Raw genomic sequence first — 16855 nt, forward strand, 5'->3', positions numbered from 1 at the left:
GTCATCACTAGGGAAAACGCCGCGCAAGTTGCCGGAATAGCGACTCTTAAAAAAACCCGGATCTGGCGGACCCAAAGGCCTCATCGCGTCGGACTTTGGTCGGATGGCCGTATCGGACTTTCCTGCCTGCCGACTACCCCGTTCGGCCTCAAAATTCGCTCGACTTCCGCACCTACCCGGGTCGCCCCGGGCGGTCATGATGGCCTCGAGAGAATCCGCCGATCGGGCAGCAACAGTCGACAGGCCCGCGTCGGAGCATCGTGCAACGTAAGGGAGACCGAACATGCCCTCCTCGAAGCCTTTCGTCATCACCATGGGCGACGTTAACTATCTGCTCGACCAGATGCGCGATGCGATCAAGATCGTGCGCTTCGACGCGAACGGTCAGCCGATCTATGGTTACGTGGACACAGCCGGCGTCTCTCACGATCTCGGTTTGTTCGGCACCTTCGATCCGCTCGCCGTAACTGATGCGGTAACTGGGCTTTCGATCTACGTCGGCGCGCGTGAGGCCAGTGGGTTCCGCCTTCCCACAGGCTTCTTCAACAACTTGGTGAGCGCCACGTCATGGACCTGGGGAGCAACCAACGACCCGTTTCCCCGCCTTACGGCCGCCGACTACAACCATTACGTCGAGCAGTCGCTAACTAATCCCGCACTCGCGACGTACGGGGCCGCGCACCCATCGTTCGTGCCTGTCGCCGACAACAGCACCAACTACTCCGATCTGAACAAGACGGTCGTGGACTACACGCCCCGCATGATCACCCAGACGATCAGTTCGTCCTACGGGGACCATGCCACTGGCGTGGCGGACAGCGCGCTGACTCGCATGGATGTGGCAACCGACACGATCACGGAGGTCGTCACGGCAAGGGACGGAACCACTTCCACTCAGACCGAGACGATCGTTCGCAACGTCAACACGCTGCCCGGCGATCCGTCCACGAGTGGCATCTTCACCCTGTTCGGCCAGTTCTTCGATCACGGCCTGGACTTCATCGACAAGGGCGGCCAGGGCTCCAAGATCGTGATTCCGCTGGCGCCGGACGACCCGCTCTATCGCGCGCCCAGCGGGCAGGACCCGGGCAACACCACGATCACTATCTCCCGGGCCACTCCGGACGGCTACACGGTGACAGACCAGCACGGTCGACCCGTCTCAATCGCCGGCCCCGACGGCCTCTGGGGCACGTCCGACGATGTCAAGGCACCAGGCGCCGACGGCGTCTACGGCACCGCCGATGACGTGCATGGTGCCATGGTCAAGCCGACGACCACAAGCTACACCAACCATACGTCGCCCTACATCGACCAGTCGCAGAGCTACGGCTCGAACACCCAGACGACCAACCTGCTGCGCGAATGGGTACAGGATCCCAATACGGGCGTGTACCGTCCGGGGGCCGAACTGCTCGATGGCCACCGCACCCAAGCGTATAACAGCCAAGTCTTCGACGACGCGAGTCCCACCGGACTAGGCGTCGGCACCACCACCCGCACAGTCCCCACCCTCAACGAGATGCGCGAGCACATCCGGGAGACCGGCCGCGCCGACTTGACGTGGGATGACATAAACAATCTGCGGGCCCGCGACGACCATGGCCAAGTGGTGGACACCAACGGCGCTGCGGTAGGCGGCTTCGTCTACACCGGCGAGGCGCTGCTGCTGGACATGAACCCGCGGTTCGATACAGCGCGCCTCCAGCCGAACGACGGGAACGCCGCCACGGTCTGGGATACCAACGAAGCCGCCAAGGTCACGACGGCGATCGCCTACATGAACTCTCATATGGCGGACGTCGGCCGCTCCGGCGACGTGCTGGGTTTCGCCATCGACCCGCAGACTGGACTCAACGCGCTGCAGCTTAGCCTGGGCTCCTCCCTCAACATGGGGCCGGGAAGCACGCTACCGGCAGGCACCGTGCTCCACGGAGCCTTCGCGCTGGCGCCTTGGGTCAACTTCTCTAGTTTCAGCATCACCGTTACGGATCAGGGCTTCTACGGCGCGGTCGGCGAGATCATGATGGCCTCGGTTGGCGACCACTACATCGCCGGCGACGGACGTGCCAACGAGAACTTCGGCCTGACTGCGCTGCACCATGTGTTCCACGAAAACCACAACGTGCAGCTCGTCAACCTGGAGAACATGATCCTGACCTCGCCGGACGCCACGGCGCGCCACGGTTATCAGCTGGGCGTCGACGACGGCCATGGCGGATTCTTCCACGATCAGGCGGGTAACTATACCCTGACCGACCAGAGTGCAGTCGCGGTCGCCTCGATCGATAAGGTCTCCTGGGACCCGGACAAGATGTTCGAGACCGTGAAGCTGATCAATGAAATGGAATACCAGCACACCGCGATCGACCAGTACGCGCGTCTGGTGACCCCTGACCTTCCCGAGTTCGTCACCTACGATAGCGACATCAACGCGGACATCTCGCTGGAATATTCGCAGGCGGCCTTCAGGTTCGGCCACTCCCAGCTGCGCGAGACCATCGACTCCATCGATCCCAGCGGAATGGTCACCAAGTTCGCGCTGGAAGGCGCGTTCCTCAATCCGGAGCAGTTCGCCGCCGTTGGCGCCTCCAACATCCTGCGCGGCATGTCCCAGCAGGTCTCCAACGAGGTTGACGAGTTCGTCACGCCAGCGATGCAGCAGACCCTACTGGGCCAAGCGCTAGACCTCGGCGCCATCAACATCGCGCGCGGCCGCGACGTCGGCATGCCGACGCTCAACGAGGTGCGCAAGCAGCTGCACGACGCGCTGGTCGCGGAGCGCGCCGCCGATCCGAACACGCCTCACCACTCCAACCTGATCGTCGACGCCCTCAACCCGTACACTAGCTGGGCCGAATACGGCTCCCAGATGCAGCACCCGGAATCGCTGGTCGATTTCATCGCTGCCTACGCCTTCGACGGCGACTTGACCAAGGCGCAAGAACTCATCGACATCGAGAGCGGCGTGATCGTTTCCGGGTCGGGAGCGCACGGATACACCATCGACGATGCGATCGGATTCCTCAACAACAACTACACCGGTCCGAACGCAGAACTGGCGGCCGGCGAGGGCGCGTTCAACAACATCGACTTCTGGATCGGCGGCCTGGCTGAACTCCACGTCTTCACCGGTCAACTCGGCACCACCTTCAACGCCATCTTCGAAGACCAGATGGAACGGCTGATGGACGGCGACAGGTTCTACTACATCTACCGCCTGCAGGACTCCCTCAACATCGACACCGACCTCGGCCACGCGATCGTGACCGAGCAGTTCAAGGACATCATCGAGCGCACCACCGGCGTCATGCACCTCAACGGCGACGTCATGGGCTATTCGGACAGCACGCTCGAACTGGCGCGGAAGGTGATGCCCGGGACCGCGCTGACCGCCGTGCGCGGGCAGGACATCTTGGACGTCGCGGGCAACCATGTGATCGCCAACCAGGGCGATCTGCAGTACGATCCCGGCCACAACCTCATCATGCAGGACTACAAGACCGCCCACGCCTATGGCGATGTTCTGGCGGCGAACGATGCCAACGGCATCCACATGGGCATCTACTCCGGGGTCGGCGGCGGAACCGCCGGCAATGGCACGGTCCTGCACAAGAGCAACACGGATCTCGGCTTCGTCAACCAGGCCTACATCGCCGACTTCCGGCCCGACTTGGGCGAGAATCCCGACGGCACGCCGGCCTCCGGCTACAACTCCCACGAGACGCTCGCGGGCACCGACTACGACGACTGGATCGACGCCGGCAACGGCGACGACACGGTCTACGGCGACAAGGGCAACGACGTTCTGGACGGCAAGGCCGGCGCCGACCATCTCTATGGCGGCGACGGTCAGGACGTGCTTTACGGCGGCGACATCGAGGACTTCCTCGACGGCGGCGAGGGCGACGACATCATCTATGCCGGCACCAGCGCCGGCGCGCTCGACGTCGTGATCGGCGGCGGCGGCAACGACAAGCTCTACGGCGAAGCCGGCATCGACGAGATCTACGGCGGGTCGGGCGACGACTACATCGACGCGGGCGGCGACACCGACCTGGCATTCGGCGATAGCGGCAACGACATCATGTTCGGCGGCGACGGGCCGGACGAACTGCGCGGCGGCCTCGGCGACGACATGCTGAGCGGTGGTTCGGGTGCGGACGTACTCAAGGGCGAAGGTGGCGACGACCTCTTGTTCGGCGGCATCGGCCAGAATGCACTCAACGGCGACAGCGACGAGCTGCTCGGCGACGTCGGCTTCGACATGTCGGTGTTCTCCGACACCAACATCGTGCTCGACGCGGCCGCGGACCTGCGCAACCAGAACCTGGTAGCGGCCGGCGGGGCCGCGCCCTACAATCCGTTCAGCCAGCTCTGGGCTGACCTCGAGGGCGTGGTGGGATCGAAATTCGCCGACAGGATCATCGGCGACGACGGCGACAACTGGCTGATCGGCGGCGGCGGCAACGATACCTTCGGCACAACGTTAGCGAACACCGACGGCCTCGTCGGTAGCGGCGGCAACGACGTCATTATCGGCGGGCACATCCGCCTCGACACGTTGATCGGCACCTACGGCGGCTATACGGACGGCTTTGATGCAAACGGCAATGCCACTCACAGCGTGACGGGGACCCTCACTGGCGGGCTCTTGGCCAACAGCGGCGCCGGCATCCACACGGAACTGTTCGCCAAGCACTACACCGACCTGTTGATGAGCGAGCGCAACAAGGACCTCGTTCTGGGCAAAGATAGCGGGGCGGACGGTACCTCGGACACCGTCATCCTCAGCGGTAACCGGCTCGACTACTCCATCGCCGCTATCAACTACGCCAGCGCCCACGAAGGCGCCGTGGTCGCCTACAAGATCACCGACCATGGTGGGCTCAATCCGGACGGCTCAGCCCGGGCGCCGAGCGACGGCACCGATCTGTTGATCGGAATTCACAAGCTGCAGTTCGCCGACGGCACTGTCGACGTCGACCAACTGGTCAACATTCCCGCCACCGGTGCGCCGGTCATCTCTGACTCGACCCCGACCGAAGGACAGCAGCTGACGCTCGACATCAGCAGCATCCAGGACGGGAACGGCTTCAATCCGGCGGCTCTGCACTATCAATGGCAGTCTTCGCCGAACGGCACGGCATGGAACGACATTGCGGGCGCCACCAACGCAGCCTTTACCCCGCAGGACGTTTCGATCCTCGGTTTCAACGGGCTCGACGCGCAGGCCGGCCTGCAACTCCGCGTCGTCGCGACCTTCACGGATGCGGGAGGACACCCGGAAACCGTGATCTCGAATCCGACCGGCCCCGTCGGCGCGAACTGGTCCTCGCCGATCCAGGCGACCTTCAACGGCACCGCCGGCAACGACATTGCCAACGGTTCCAACACCATCTTCGGCTTCGGCGGCGCCGACACGCTGAACGGCAACGCCGGCGACGACATCCTCAACGGCAATGGCGGCAATGACACCATCAACGGCGGGGCAGGCAATGACACCATCAACGGCGGTGCCCAGACCGATACGGCCGTCTACGCCGGTCCGGTCGCCAACTTCACCCTTGCGGCCACGACCGCGGCCATCACCGTGACGGACAACACCGGGGCGGAGGGCACCGATACCGTCAGCGGCACCGAGCAACTCCGGTTCAACGGCGTGAACTACGGCGTCGTCACGGGTACCAACGCCAACAACGCCAACCTCAACGGAGCGGCGGGCACGACCGGATCGCAGGCCATCTTCGGCCTCGACGGCAACGACACCATGAACGGCGGCGCTGGCGACGACTATATCAACGGCGGCTCCGGCGCAGACACCGTGACCCAGACCGGATCGACCGGCGGGCATGATTTCGTCGATGGCGGCACGACGGCGCTCGACATCAACGGCCGCGACACCACGCCGGATACCTACGTGCTGAACGGAGTAGCCGGTGCCGAGACCTTCAGTATCTATTCCAACACCGACGACTGGGACGGTGCCGGGTCAGGGACGGCCAGCAGCGCAGCGCATTTCGGCTTCACCGGCCTGAATGCGAACACGGAGATCGTCGTCGCCCGCAACGGCGTGGTGATCGCCGAACTCGACAACATCGAGGAGATTGTCATCAATGCGGCGACCGTCACGTCGCCAGGCGGCGTCCCCCCGGGCGGCACCGGCACCATCGGTGGCGACACCGTCCAGGTTGTCGGCAATTTCACCGGCACCAGTTTGAATTACAGCACGATCACGGTGAACGGCGGCGCGGCCGCCGACACGGTCGACATCTCCGGACTGACGTCGGACCACCGCATCGTGTTCCACGGCGGGGGAGGTGACGATCAGGTGGTCGGGACGCTGCGGCCGCAGGACGTGGTCGACACCCAGACCGCTCAGCCTCCGGGCGACCAAGGCGGCGGCCAAGGTGGCTCCGGCGGCGACGGCCAGGACGGCAACTCCGGCGGCGACGATCAGCATTGTTCGTCGGGCGACCATCAGCAGGACGGGCAGGGCGACCCGGATACGCCGCAACCTCCGGCGGTCAACCCGGGCATGGCTGAAGGCCAGATCGGAACCGCAGCCGCCGACGTGATGGTCGGGACGACCGGCGACGACGTCCTCAGTGGTCTCGACGGCGACGACGTGATCCTCGGCAACGACGGTGCCGACACGCTGAAGGCCGGCGCCGGAGACGACCTGGTGAAGGCCGGCGCAGGCGACGACGTGGTGTTCGGCAACGACGGCAACGACGACCTCTTCGGCGGCGCCGGACGCGACCTGATCACCGGCGACGGCGGTGATGACCGCCTGTTCGGCGACGCGGGCGACGATGCCCTGGAAGGCGGCGCCGGCAACGATACCGTCTACGGAGGGGCCGGCAACGACCGGATCATAGCGACCGTCGCCGACGGCAACGACACCTACTTCGGCGACACCGAGGAAGACACGCTGGACTACTCGGCGATCTCGGCCAACATCACGGCCGATCTCGGCAACGGCATCGGTCAGCACGGTAGCGTCGCGAGTGCCCAGAGCGGGACCGACCAGATCTTCGGGTTCGAGGACTTCATCGGCGGCTCCGGCAACGACACCATCGTGGCGAGTTCGGTGGCGAACGTCATGGACGGCGGTGCAGGCAACGACACCTACGTGTTCGGCTCCGCGGCCGATGCCAACGGCGACACCATCAAGGGCTTCCAGCCGGGCGACAAGATCGACCTATCGGCCATCGACGCCAATACGGGGGCGGCCGGCAACCAGTCGTTCGTGCTGTTCGCCGGCAACGTCTTCACCTCGGCCGGACAGGTCATCGTCACGCAGGAGATCAAGGACGGCGCCGAGCACACTTTCGTCTCCGGCAACACCAACGGCGACACCGTGGCCGACTTCAAGATCGATATCGGTGCCGGCAACCATGCGCTGACGACCGCCGATTTCAACGGCGTGCACTAGCGCAACCGACCATGACGACCCGGGCGAACCGCCGCCCGGGTCGACGACGTAACCGAGGCCAAGGGCAGAAAAAAGGGCAGGGCAGGACACGATGAGCAAGAACCCGAAGCGAAAGAGTTCGACGGAGAATCCCATCGGCAGCTACCGCGGCATCGGCTTCGTCCTGTTGGGAGTGTCCGGAATCATCAACCTGCTGGCGCTGACCGGCTCGTTCTACATGCTCCAGATCTACGACCGGGCGCTGACCAGCCACAGCATCCCGACCTTGGCGGCGCTCTCAGCGCTCGCCATCGGGCTTTATCTGTTCCAGGGCATGTTCGACATCCTGCGCTCGCAGATCCTGGTCCGCCTCGGGGCCCGTCTCGACGGCAAACTGGCGCCCTTGGCGCATTACGTTGTGATCGAGATGGCCCGATACGGCTACTCGACCTCCGAGGCTCTGGAGCGGGGCCGCGACGTCGACGTCGTGCGCGGCTTCCTCGGCAGCCAAGCCCCGATCGCCTTTTTCGACCTGCCGTGGATGCCGCTGTTCCTCGGCTTCGTCTACCTGCTCCACCCCGTGCTCGGACTTGTCACTCTGGCCGGCGCAGTGGTTCTGATGTCGCTCGCGGTGGCGACCGAATTGCTGACGCGGCGTGCCGGCAAGGAGACACACCAGGCGGCGGTGCAGCGCTCCACGCTGGCGGATTCGCACGCGCGCAACGCCGACATTTTGCGCGCTATGGGGTTCGGCGGCCGCGCCGTAGCCCGGTTCGAAACCGCCAATGCTCGTCATCTGGCGCTGCAGACCCGGACCAGCGACATCAGCGGCAGCTTCGGCGGGATGGCGAAGGTGATGCGCATGATGCTGCAGTCGGCGCTGCTGGGACTGGGCGCCTACCTCACCATCAAGGGCGAGCTTTCGGCGGGCGCGATCATCGCCTGCTCGGTGGCTTCGGCGCGGGCGCTGGCCCCGATCGATTCGGCCATCGGGAACTGGAAGGTGATCGCTGCGGCGCGGCGCAGCTTCAATCGCCTGAAGCAGACGCTCGCTGCGGCGGAGGACGGTAGCCACATCCTACCGCTTCCCAAGCCCTGCGCGACCCTGAAGGTCGAAGGCATCACCGTGGTCGCGCCAGGCAGCGGCACCGTGCTCGTCGGCGACGTTGGTTTCGAGCTCAAGGCGGGCGAGGCGCTCGGCCTGATCGGCCCCAGCGGTGGCGGCAAGACCTCTCTTGCAAAGGGTCTCGTCGGCGTTTGGCCGCTGCTCAGGGGCAAGGTCCGGCTGGACGAGGCGGACCTCGACCAGTGGCGCGCCGACGCGCTCGGCGAGCACATCGGCTACCTGCCGCAGGACGTCTCGCTGCTGGACGGCAGCATCGCCGAGAACATCTCGCGATTCGAGACGGAGCCCGACGCCCGCAAGATCATGGCCGCGTCGAAAGCCGCCGGAATCCACGAGATGGTCACGCGTTTGCCGGACGGCTACCAGACCGAGCTCGGGCCCTCGGGCACGGCGCTGTCGGCCGGCCAGCGGCAGCGTATCGGGTTGGCGCGGGCGCTCTACGGCGATCCCTTCCTCGTCGTGCTCGACGAGCCGAACTCGAACCTCGACGCGCCGGGCGAGGCGGCGCTCGGGGAGGCCATCGAAGGCGTCAAGGCGCGCGGCGGGATCGTCATCGTGATCGCGCACCGCCCGAAGGCGCTGGCGGCGGTGGACTACGTCGGCGTGGTCCAGGGCGGCAAGCTGGTCGCGTTCGGACCGAAGGACAAGGTGGTCGGCGCGCCGGCGGCGCCGATCCCGTTCCCCGCCGCGGCGACGGCCTGATCAGCGGGAGATGGCCATGGACGATCGGCTGTCGTTGGGAATTCCGGACCGTAGCGCGCTCGACGCGCCGGCGCGCCGCTTCGCGCTCATCGAAGAGCGGTCGCGCGTCAGTTCCATCGTGCCCGCCATCCTGATCGCATCGTGGGGACTTCTGCTGAAACAGGTGTTCGGCGACGGCAAGGAGGAGGCGCCCCATCAGCAGAAGCCGGAATCTCAGGACGCGGCGACGCAGCCGGAAGCGGATACGTCGCCCGCGCCGTCCATCGCCGTGGAGCGGAGCGCGGGATCGTCCGAACTCGTCCGCGCCTTCGGGCTGCACGCGGTGTCGATGAACGAAGCGTTCGAACCGGCAGTCGATTTGGACAGGCTCAGGTTCGACAGGACCGAAGGGCCGCGGCTGTCGGTGGTCCCGGCGAACCAGAACGCGCCGGCTCCCGTGCATCCGCTGCCGCGGGCTGCAGAGGGCGCACCAACCGCCGGCGGAGGCGGGGGTGGTGGAGGTGGCGGAGGGTCTTCCGACGACCACACCAAGCCCCATGTTGACCAGCCAAAAAAGCCGCCACCGACGAGCAAGGACCCGCCCCCCGATCCGACGAAGCGGGTCAACCACGCCCCGGTGAGCGCCGGGGCGGTCGATCTCGGCAGTGGCCTCGTCAACGAAGCCTTCATCATCTCGCTCGGTCAATTGCTGAACGGTGCCAGCGATCCGGACGGCGACCGGCTTTCGGTGCAGGCCCTGCAGGTCGATCACGGATCGCTGCAGGCGTTGGGGGCGGACCGTTGGCTCTACACGCCGGAACACGACGATATCGGCCCGGTCCAGTTCAGCTACCGCATCTCCGACGGCACCGTCTCGATCGTGCAGACGGCGCACGCGGACCTGCACGCCGCGCCCGACGAGGAGATCCACGGTACCGAGGGCGACGATTTCCTGATCGGAACGCCTCTCGTCGACGTGATCGATGCCGGCGCCGGCGACGACATCGTCTACGGTCGCGAAAGCGCCGATACAATCTACGGCGGTGAGGGCAACGACCGTCTGGTGGGCGGCGACGGCGACGACACCCTTTTCGGAGGCCCGGGCAACGACGTCATCTTCGGGGGTGCGGGCAACGACACGCTGTTCGGCGACGCCGGCGACGACGTCCTCTACGGCGAGGACGGGAATGACCTGATCCTGGGCGGGGAAGGCGACGACTTTGCCTCTGGAGGGCAGGGCAACGACACGCTCCTGGGCGGTCCCGGCAACGACACCCTCCAGGGCGACGAGGGGAACGACAGGATCGAGGGCGGCGAAGGCAACGACCACATCGACGGCGGCGCCGGCAGCGACGTGCTGCTGGGCGGGGCCGGCAACGATTGCATCGCAGGGGGGCCCGGAGACGACACGATCCACGGCGGCGAAGGAAACGACCGCATCGAGGGCGGCGCCGGCAATGACATCCTCCGCGGAGACGCCGGCAACGACCACATCGAGGGCGGTGCGAGCGACGATGACCTGGACGGCGGGACCGGCGACGACGTGCTCTCGGGCGGCGCAGGCGACGACACCCTGAAGGGCGGTGATGGTGACGACCACCTCGACGGCGGCGCCGGCAACGACGTGCTGGCGGGCGGCGCGGGCAACGACTGCATCGACGCCGGCTGCGGGGACGACGTGATCGTCCTCGGCGTCGAGGCGGGTCACGACGTCATTCACGGGGGAGACGGCGCGGACACGCTGGATCTGTCGCAGATCGTGTTCGACGAGAACGTCGACCTACCCGACGGTATCGTCGAAATCTGCGACGGGCAGAGCGCGCAGATCTTCGAGATCGAGAACGTCCAGGGCGGCCATGGCCGCGACCGCCTGGTTGCCGACGCCCACGTGAACATCATGGAGGGCGGCGACGGCAACGACACCTTCGTCTTCCAGGATTTGGCTTCTTTGAAGAACGACGGCGGACCACGCGACCACATCGTCGACTTCAGCGTCGGCGACAAGCTCGACCTGTCCAGAGTCGGACAGGAACTCGACGACTTCTCGGGCAAGAGGCTGTTCTTCGCCGGGGCCGACCAGGCCACCTTCGACGAGGTCGGCGCCGTCACCTACCTCCATGAAATCGTTTCGGACCAGGAGATCACGGTCGTCTCCGGCCATCTCGACGACGACGCGGAGCACGATTTCGAGATCGTGTTGGATGGCAACCTCGACCTAAACGAGACCAATTTTATTTTTACTGCCCCCCAGCAGACGAACGCGCACCATTGAACGTGAATCGGCGGACGTGTGCCGGCTCTAGCAAACGGAGATCCAACGATGAACCTAAAGCCCACGGAACGGCCCGCGCGCCTTGCGGAGCAGTCATTCGGGATCCGCTCGCGCGTGATGATGGTGGCCGTTCTCGCCACCGCCCTGATCGGCGGATGCGGCAGTTGGGCGGTGCACGCCCAGCTGACCGGCGCCGTGATCGCGCAAGGCAAGGTCGCAGTCAGGAAGCAGGTCAAGCTGATCCAGCACCGCGACGGTGGCATCGTGGGCGAGATCCTGGTCGCCAATGGCGACGCCGTGAAGGTGGGCGATGTCCTCGTCAGGCTGGACGAGACCCAGACCAAGGCGGAACTAGGCGTGCTCAAGGGGCAGCGCGCGGAGCTCGAGGGCCGAAGGGCGCGGCATCTGGCCGAGCGCGAAGGAGCCACGGCCATCAGGTTCGACTCCCGGTTCGAGCACGACCCGTTCACGGTGGAGATCGCGCGGGGCGAGATCCGGCTCTTCAACGAGAACTTGGCCGTGCGGGAGGCCAGGCGCGATCAGTTGTCGCTGCAGATCGCGCAGTTCGAGGAGCAGGTCCGCGGGCTGACCGCGCAGCAGGAGGCCAACGCCAACGAGCGCAAGATGGTCAAAGAGGATCTCGAGCGTCTGACGCCGCTCTACAACAAGGGTTTCATAGAAATCGGCAAGATCCGCACCATGGAGCGCGATCTCGTCAAGATCGACGGCCTCAAGGGCGAGATCGACGCCAACATCGCCCGCGTCAAGGGACAGATCAGCGAGTCGCGGATCAAGATCATCGAACTCGACCAGCAGGCGCGAACCGACGGTCAGCGGGACCTGCGCGACGTCGACGGAAAACTGGCGGAGCTTCAGGAACGGATCGTGGCGTCGCTGGACCGCCTCTCGCGCATGGTGATCCGTTCGCCTATCTCCGGCACCGTCAACGAGCTCGCCGTCAATTCGGTCAACGGCGTGATCGCCCCCAAGGAGACGCTCATGTCCATCGTCCCCGAGAGCGCCGACCTGGTCGTTGAAGCGAAGCTGTCTCCGACCGACATCGACCAGGCCGCGACCGGGCAATCGGCGAGGCTCAGATTCTCCTCCTTCAACCAGCGGACCACGCCGGAAGTCGCGGGGACGGTCGAAACGATCGGAGCGGCGGCGACGCTGGACCAGGCCAGCGGTCAGACGTACTATCTCAGCACCATCGCGATTGCGGATGGCCAAAGGCAAGTGGCCGGCAAGCCGATCGTGCCCGGCATGCCGGTCGAGGTTTTCCTCACCACCGGCGATAGGACGGCGCTTTCCTACCTGATGAAGCCGTTCACCGATCAGATGATGAAATCCTTCCGGGAGGAGTAGAGCACCTGTTCCCTGCTGCGAAAATGTTCAAGCTCAAGTCCCATTGCGCGGCGCACAGCCAATACCGGCTGGCGCCAGCGTTGCTTGGGCTCATCATTTTATCGGCGGCAATCCCGCCGGCAAGCGCAGACGACCAGTTGTCTCCCAATCTAGGGCTGCCTGTCGACTGCCGCCTGGGCGTGGACTGCTTCGTGCAGCAGATGCCGGACGTCGATCCAAGTGACCAGGCCTTGGATCCGCTCTGCGGCAATGCCACGTACCAGGGGCACGACGGTTGGGACATTCGCATCCGCGCGCTCAAGGATATCGACCGCCAAACGCCCGTGATCGCAACTGCCGACGGCATGGTCGCGCGCGTGAGGGACGGCATTCCAGACCGCATCTACGATCGGGCACAGGAGAAAGATACCGCGGGAAAGGAGTGCGGTAACGGAGTCCTCGTCGAGCATTCCGGGGGGCTGACCTCGCAATATTGCCACCTCAAGGAAGCCAGCATCGCCGTCCGGCCTGGGGCGCACGTGAAGAAAGGCGACCGTCTGGGGTCGATCGGGGCATCGGGATTGGCCGAATTTCCCCATGTGCACTTGTCGGTCCGAAAGGATGGCAGGACGCTCGAGCCCCTGACGGGGCGGCCACTTGGAATCGGTCGAGAAGCCTGCGGTGCAACCGGCGGAAGCCTGTTCGAACCGGCCGTCCGGGATGCACTTTCCCGGTCGGCTTCGGCGATCCTGCTGATCGGGCTCGCAAACGCTCCGCCCGAGCTTGCGAACCTCGTTCGCGAAGGTGAACCGGCCGTCCCTAAGACGTCGCAACCCATCATCGCTTGGGTCTGGGCGATCAACGTCGAGACCGACAGTGTTTTCAGAATGCGCATCGTCGATCCGGACGGAAAAACCCTGATGCACATCGAAACCAAACCGCTTGAGAGACGGAAGGCGAACTACATCGCCTATGCCGGAGGCAAGTCCGCGCAGCGAGCAGGGGAGTACGGACTGCAAGTCGAAATGGTCTCGGGTGGGAAGACGATCTCATCGACCACGCGATTGATCCTGATCCGAAGCGAGGGCGAACGGTAGCTCGATACGGTGCGAAAAGTAACTGCACTTGGAAGAACTGCCGCCCAGAATTTCTTCGACCGCGGAATAATCCGGCGCTCGTGGTTTATTGATTCTATGACGCCAGGAACGCGCAATGAGCCGCTCTTCACTCACGACACCGTCCGGCCGATGGCTCCCCAGATATATCCGGATCATGGGGATCAAGCTCGCCGCCCTCACGAACTTGTTCAGGGGCTTTGTTGGCCAGTTCGGCTTCCGGTACTGCAAGCGCAGCGAAAAGCTGCGGGGACCCATCCTTTGGCTCGGAGACCTGCACAAACGCAACGACAGGGGCCGGGGCTCCGATGCCGATCCCGCAGTTTCCGAACGTCCGAGCGACCAACGGAGCACGCGCTGAAGCGCCCTGCGCTCGGGATCGCGAGATTCGGATGCTGCAACGGACTGGGCTCGGCCGATTTCCTGTGCCCTAATGGATCGAGAGCAGGACAGAAGCGGCCTTGAGGCCAAGCTGGAACGCTGCCGTCGGCCTGCCTAAGAATTTGCGCCGGTCTAACGGCGCGAAACCTCAGGGAGTTTCAGACCGAACTTGAGGCCCAACTCAGTGCGTTGTCACCGAAGTCGCACATCCTCGATCGCGTAGATGCCGTTCAAATCTTGGAGGCTTTGAGCCGTCCGGGATCCCCGCCAGCCCGCTGTGGAAGAAGGGTCACACAAGCGACGATGAACGCCGCTAGGATTGCCGTCGCAGTGTAACGGCTGAATGCCATCCCGCCATTGGCCAGCGGCTTGTCGAGCAGATCGCCTAGTGTGGCTCCGAGAGGCCGCGTTAGAATGAAGGCAGCCCAGAATAGCGCCGTGCGCGACGCAAACGTGAAGTAGTAAGCCGCTGCGGCAATGGCGAGTCCGGCGCCGAACACCAGTGCTCCGCCTTCGTAGCCAAGACCGTTGGTATCGGCCATCCAGTCGCCGAGCGCTGTTCCGAGCGTCTGCGAGAAGAGGATCGAAGTCCAATAGAAGACTTCAACTCGCGGGGTCGAAACGGTGTTGACCGAGATCGATCCTTCCGACCGGTACCACACGACGAGCGAGATCATCAGAACCGCGAACAGAAGCGAGGATCCCCCCGGATAGCCGATGCCGAGCGAACGGTCCGCCAAGTCGGCCATGGTCGTGCCGGCCGTGGTCGTGGCGATGACAACGAACCAGTATAGGAAGGGATGGAACTTCCGGACCGATATCTGGCCAGCGACCGAGATCAGGAAGATCCCTAGGAAGATCGCGCTGCTCACCGCGTATCCGAGATTCATGGACATTGATACGGCGTCGCCGCCGGTTTCGCCGAGCGTCGTGGCGAGCACTTTGATGATCCAGAAGATCACCGTTACTTCCGGAACCTTGCTCTCTACAATGCCGTCTTTCATGTGGGATTCCTTTTCTTGAGGCGGGCGGCCGGACGCGCCGCATTGTGACGGCCGGTCACGAAGACCGACGGGCCGCGATCGCGGGTCGGCGTGGCGTCAGGCCTTCATGGAATCCATGACGGAGAGGAGATCCGCGAGCGCCTTTTTGCACTTGGCGATGTCAGGATCCGTTTCGCGGACCGCTTCGAGCGCTCGGTCGATGGCCTTGTCGACCGTGTGCCAGTCCGCCGCCGCGCGCGGCTTCAGACCGGCTTCCGCCTCGTCCCACTTGGTTTCAAGATCCTTGATTCGTATCTTGGCGCCAGGAAGGTCGCCCTTGTCGACGAGTGCTGCGACTTCGACAGCGATGCTGCGGAATGGCGTCAGATCTCCGAGCTTGGACTGTGCGGCTTCCGCGCGGGGCAGAAGAACGCCGTCCGTGTAGGGAGCCGATTGGCCAATCGCGATGGCAAGGATTGCCGCAGCACATTTGATCGCAGTCTTTTTCATCTTGTCGGTCCTAGTGGTTGGTTTGGTCGAACCTTCGAAAAATAGGGGGTCAGTTGCTTGGGAAGCTTTGAGTTTTGCTGGCGCGCTCTCCTTGGAAGGAGAGCCACGCGACCAGGGCGATGATGACGGTCAGGAAGGCGAGGCTGGTGTAGATCGTGCCGAGGCCGAGACCGCCATACTCTCGGGACTGCGAAAGGAGGTCGCCAAGCGACGCGCCGAGGGGACGGGTCAAAATGTAGGCGACCCAGAAGGTGAGCACTGCGTCGACACCGAGTGCGGAGGCGCCGGCGTCGGCCGCGATTAGCGCGGCGAAAGCCAAGACCCCGACGTTGAAGCCAAGTCCAAGCGCTTCGGTCGCGAGGTCGCCGGCCGCGGTGCCGAGCGCAAAGGTGAAGAGGATCGCCGCCCAGTAGAAGAGTTCGCGCCGCGTCGTGACGATCGTATGGATCGACAGCGTCCGCTCGACCGCGTACCAGATCGCGAAGGTGGCAGCCAGAACGAGCGCGAACGCCGCCGTACTGATGTAGAGGCTGACCTCCAGCTTGTCCGAGAGAAAATCGGTGATCTGCGTGCCTACGACGCTGACCAGCACCACCGTCAACCAATAGATCCATGGCACATAGCGGTTCATACTAAGTTGGACGACGAGAGCCACCGCGAGCAGGCTCGCCATGAGGAGACCAGTCAGGGTCGTGCCAAGACCGACATGAACGGCGAGATAGTCCGCGCCGGTCTCGCCGACAGTGGTCGACATGATCTTGATGATCCAGAAGATCACGGTGACCTCGGGCACTTTGTTCAGCATGTCGCCGATGCGTTTGTTCCCAAGCACGTCGATTAGTCTCCTGTCTAAGATCGGCAGGGCCGCTATTAAGGATCAGCTTGCACATGCAGACTTAGCTCCGGCTTAGGGCCGGAGGCGTCCGCAGGCGGGCTCTGGTGGCCCTAAGTCCTGCCTAAGTCGGCGGGGTCTACCCTCCGAGGGAACCGTCAAGTTGGAAGACGGCATTCTTCGCCATATGCTCG

The 16855-nt window shown here is 64.5% G+C and carries 8 protein-coding genes; 5 read left to right on the forward strand and 3 right to left on the reverse strand.

The window, feature by feature from the left end; genetic code table 11:
• Positions 1-283 precede the first annotated feature (283 nt).
• The 5 genes from AC0L23_RS30640 (at position 284) to AC0L23_RS30660 (ending at position 13937) form a co-directional block, all read left to right on the forward strand.
• Complete coding sequence (locus AC0L23_RS30640; RefSeq protein ID WP_473357695.1) at positions 284-7438, forward strand: peroxidase family protein; 7155 nt, start codon at positions 284-286, stop codon at positions 7436-7438.
• A gap of 91 nt (positions 7439-7529) precedes the next feature.
• A complete protein-coding gene (locus tag AC0L23_RS30645; protein ID WP_473357696.1) occupies positions 7530-9245 on the forward strand; it encodes a type I secretion system permease/ATPase in 1716 nt (571 codons plus the stop codon).
• A 16-nt stretch (positions 9246-9261) separates the two neighbouring features.
• Positions 9262-11496, forward strand: a complete 2235-nt coding sequence (locus tag AC0L23_RS30650; protein ID WP_473357697.1) for a cadherin-like domain-containing protein — start codon at positions 9262-9264, stop codon at positions 11494-11496.
• A 48-nt stretch (positions 11497-11544) separates the two neighbouring features.
• Positions 11545-12861: an HlyD family type I secretion periplasmic adaptor subunit gene (locus AC0L23_RS30655; RefSeq protein ID WP_473357699.1), complete on the forward strand. Its 1317-nt coding sequence runs from the start codon at positions 11545-11547 to the stop codon at positions 12859-12861.
• Between the two features lie 23 nt (positions 12862-12884).
• A complete protein-coding gene (locus AC0L23_RS30660; protein WP_473357700.1) occupies positions 12885-13937 on the forward strand; it encodes a M23 family metallopeptidase in 1053 nt (350 codons plus the stop codon).
• Between the two features lie 629 nt (positions 13938-14566).
• On the opposite strand, the gene AC0L23_RS30665 is transcribed toward AC0L23_RS30660, so the two are convergent.
• The 3 genes from AC0L23_RS30665 to AC0L23_RS30675 all read right to left on the reverse strand — a co-directional run bounded on the left by AC0L23_RS30665 (position 14567) and on the right by AC0L23_RS30675 (position 16634).
• Positions 14567-15340 carry a COG4705 family protein gene (locus tag AC0L23_RS30665; protein ID WP_473357701.1) on the reverse strand — a complete coding sequence of 258 codons (774 nt, stop codon included), beginning with the start codon at positions 15338-15340 and terminating at the stop codon, positions 14567-14569.
• A gap of 96 nt (positions 15341-15436) precedes the next feature.
• Positions 15437-15829 (reverse strand): hypothetical protein, encoded by a 393-nt coding sequence (locus AC0L23_RS30670; protein ID WP_473357702.1) that lies wholly within the window; start codon positions 15827-15829, stop codon positions 15437-15439.
• 49 nt (positions 15830-15878) lie between these two features.
• Complete coding sequence (locus tag AC0L23_RS30675) at positions 15879-16634, reverse strand: COG4705 family protein (RefSeq protein ID WP_473357715.1); 756 nt, start codon at positions 16632-16634, stop codon at positions 15879-15881.
• Positions 16635-16855 lie beyond the last annotated feature (221 nt).

Source organism: Bradyrhizobium sp. MI1.4 (assembly GCF_055811315.1).

Excerpts from the sequence above, each read along its gene's own strand:
- AC0L23_RS30640 (WP_473357695.1), top strand. The coding sequence starts at position 284 with ATGCCCTCCTCGAAGCCTTTCGTCATCACCATGGGCGACGTTAACTAT.
- AC0L23_RS30645 (WP_473357696.1), top strand. The coding sequence starts at position 7,530 with ATGAGCAAGAACCCGAAGCGAAAGAGTTCGACGGAGAATCCCATCGGC.
- AC0L23_RS30650 (WP_473357697.1), top strand. The coding sequence starts at position 9,262 with ATGGACGATCGGCTGTCGTTGGGAATTCCGGACCGTAGCGCGCTCGAC.
- AC0L23_RS30655 (WP_473357699.1), top strand. The coding sequence starts at position 11,545 with ATGAACCTAAAGCCCACGGAACGGCCCGCGCGCCTTGCGGAGCAGTCA.
- AC0L23_RS30660 (WP_473357700.1), top strand. The coding sequence starts at position 12,885 with ATGTTCAAGCTCAAGTCCCATTGCGCGGCGCACAGCCAATACCGGCTG.
- AC0L23_RS30665 (WP_473357701.1), bottom strand. The coding sequence starts at position 15,340 with ATGAAAGACGGCATTGTAGAGAGCAAGGTTCCGGAAGTAACGGTGATC.
- AC0L23_RS30670 (WP_473357702.1), bottom strand. The coding sequence starts at position 15,829 with ATGAAAAAGACTGCGATCAAATGTGCTGCGGCAATCCTTGCCATCGCG.
- AC0L23_RS30675 (WP_473357715.1), bottom strand. The coding sequence starts at position 16,634 with ATGCTGAACAAAGTGCCCGAGGTCACCGTGATCTTCTGGATCATCAAG.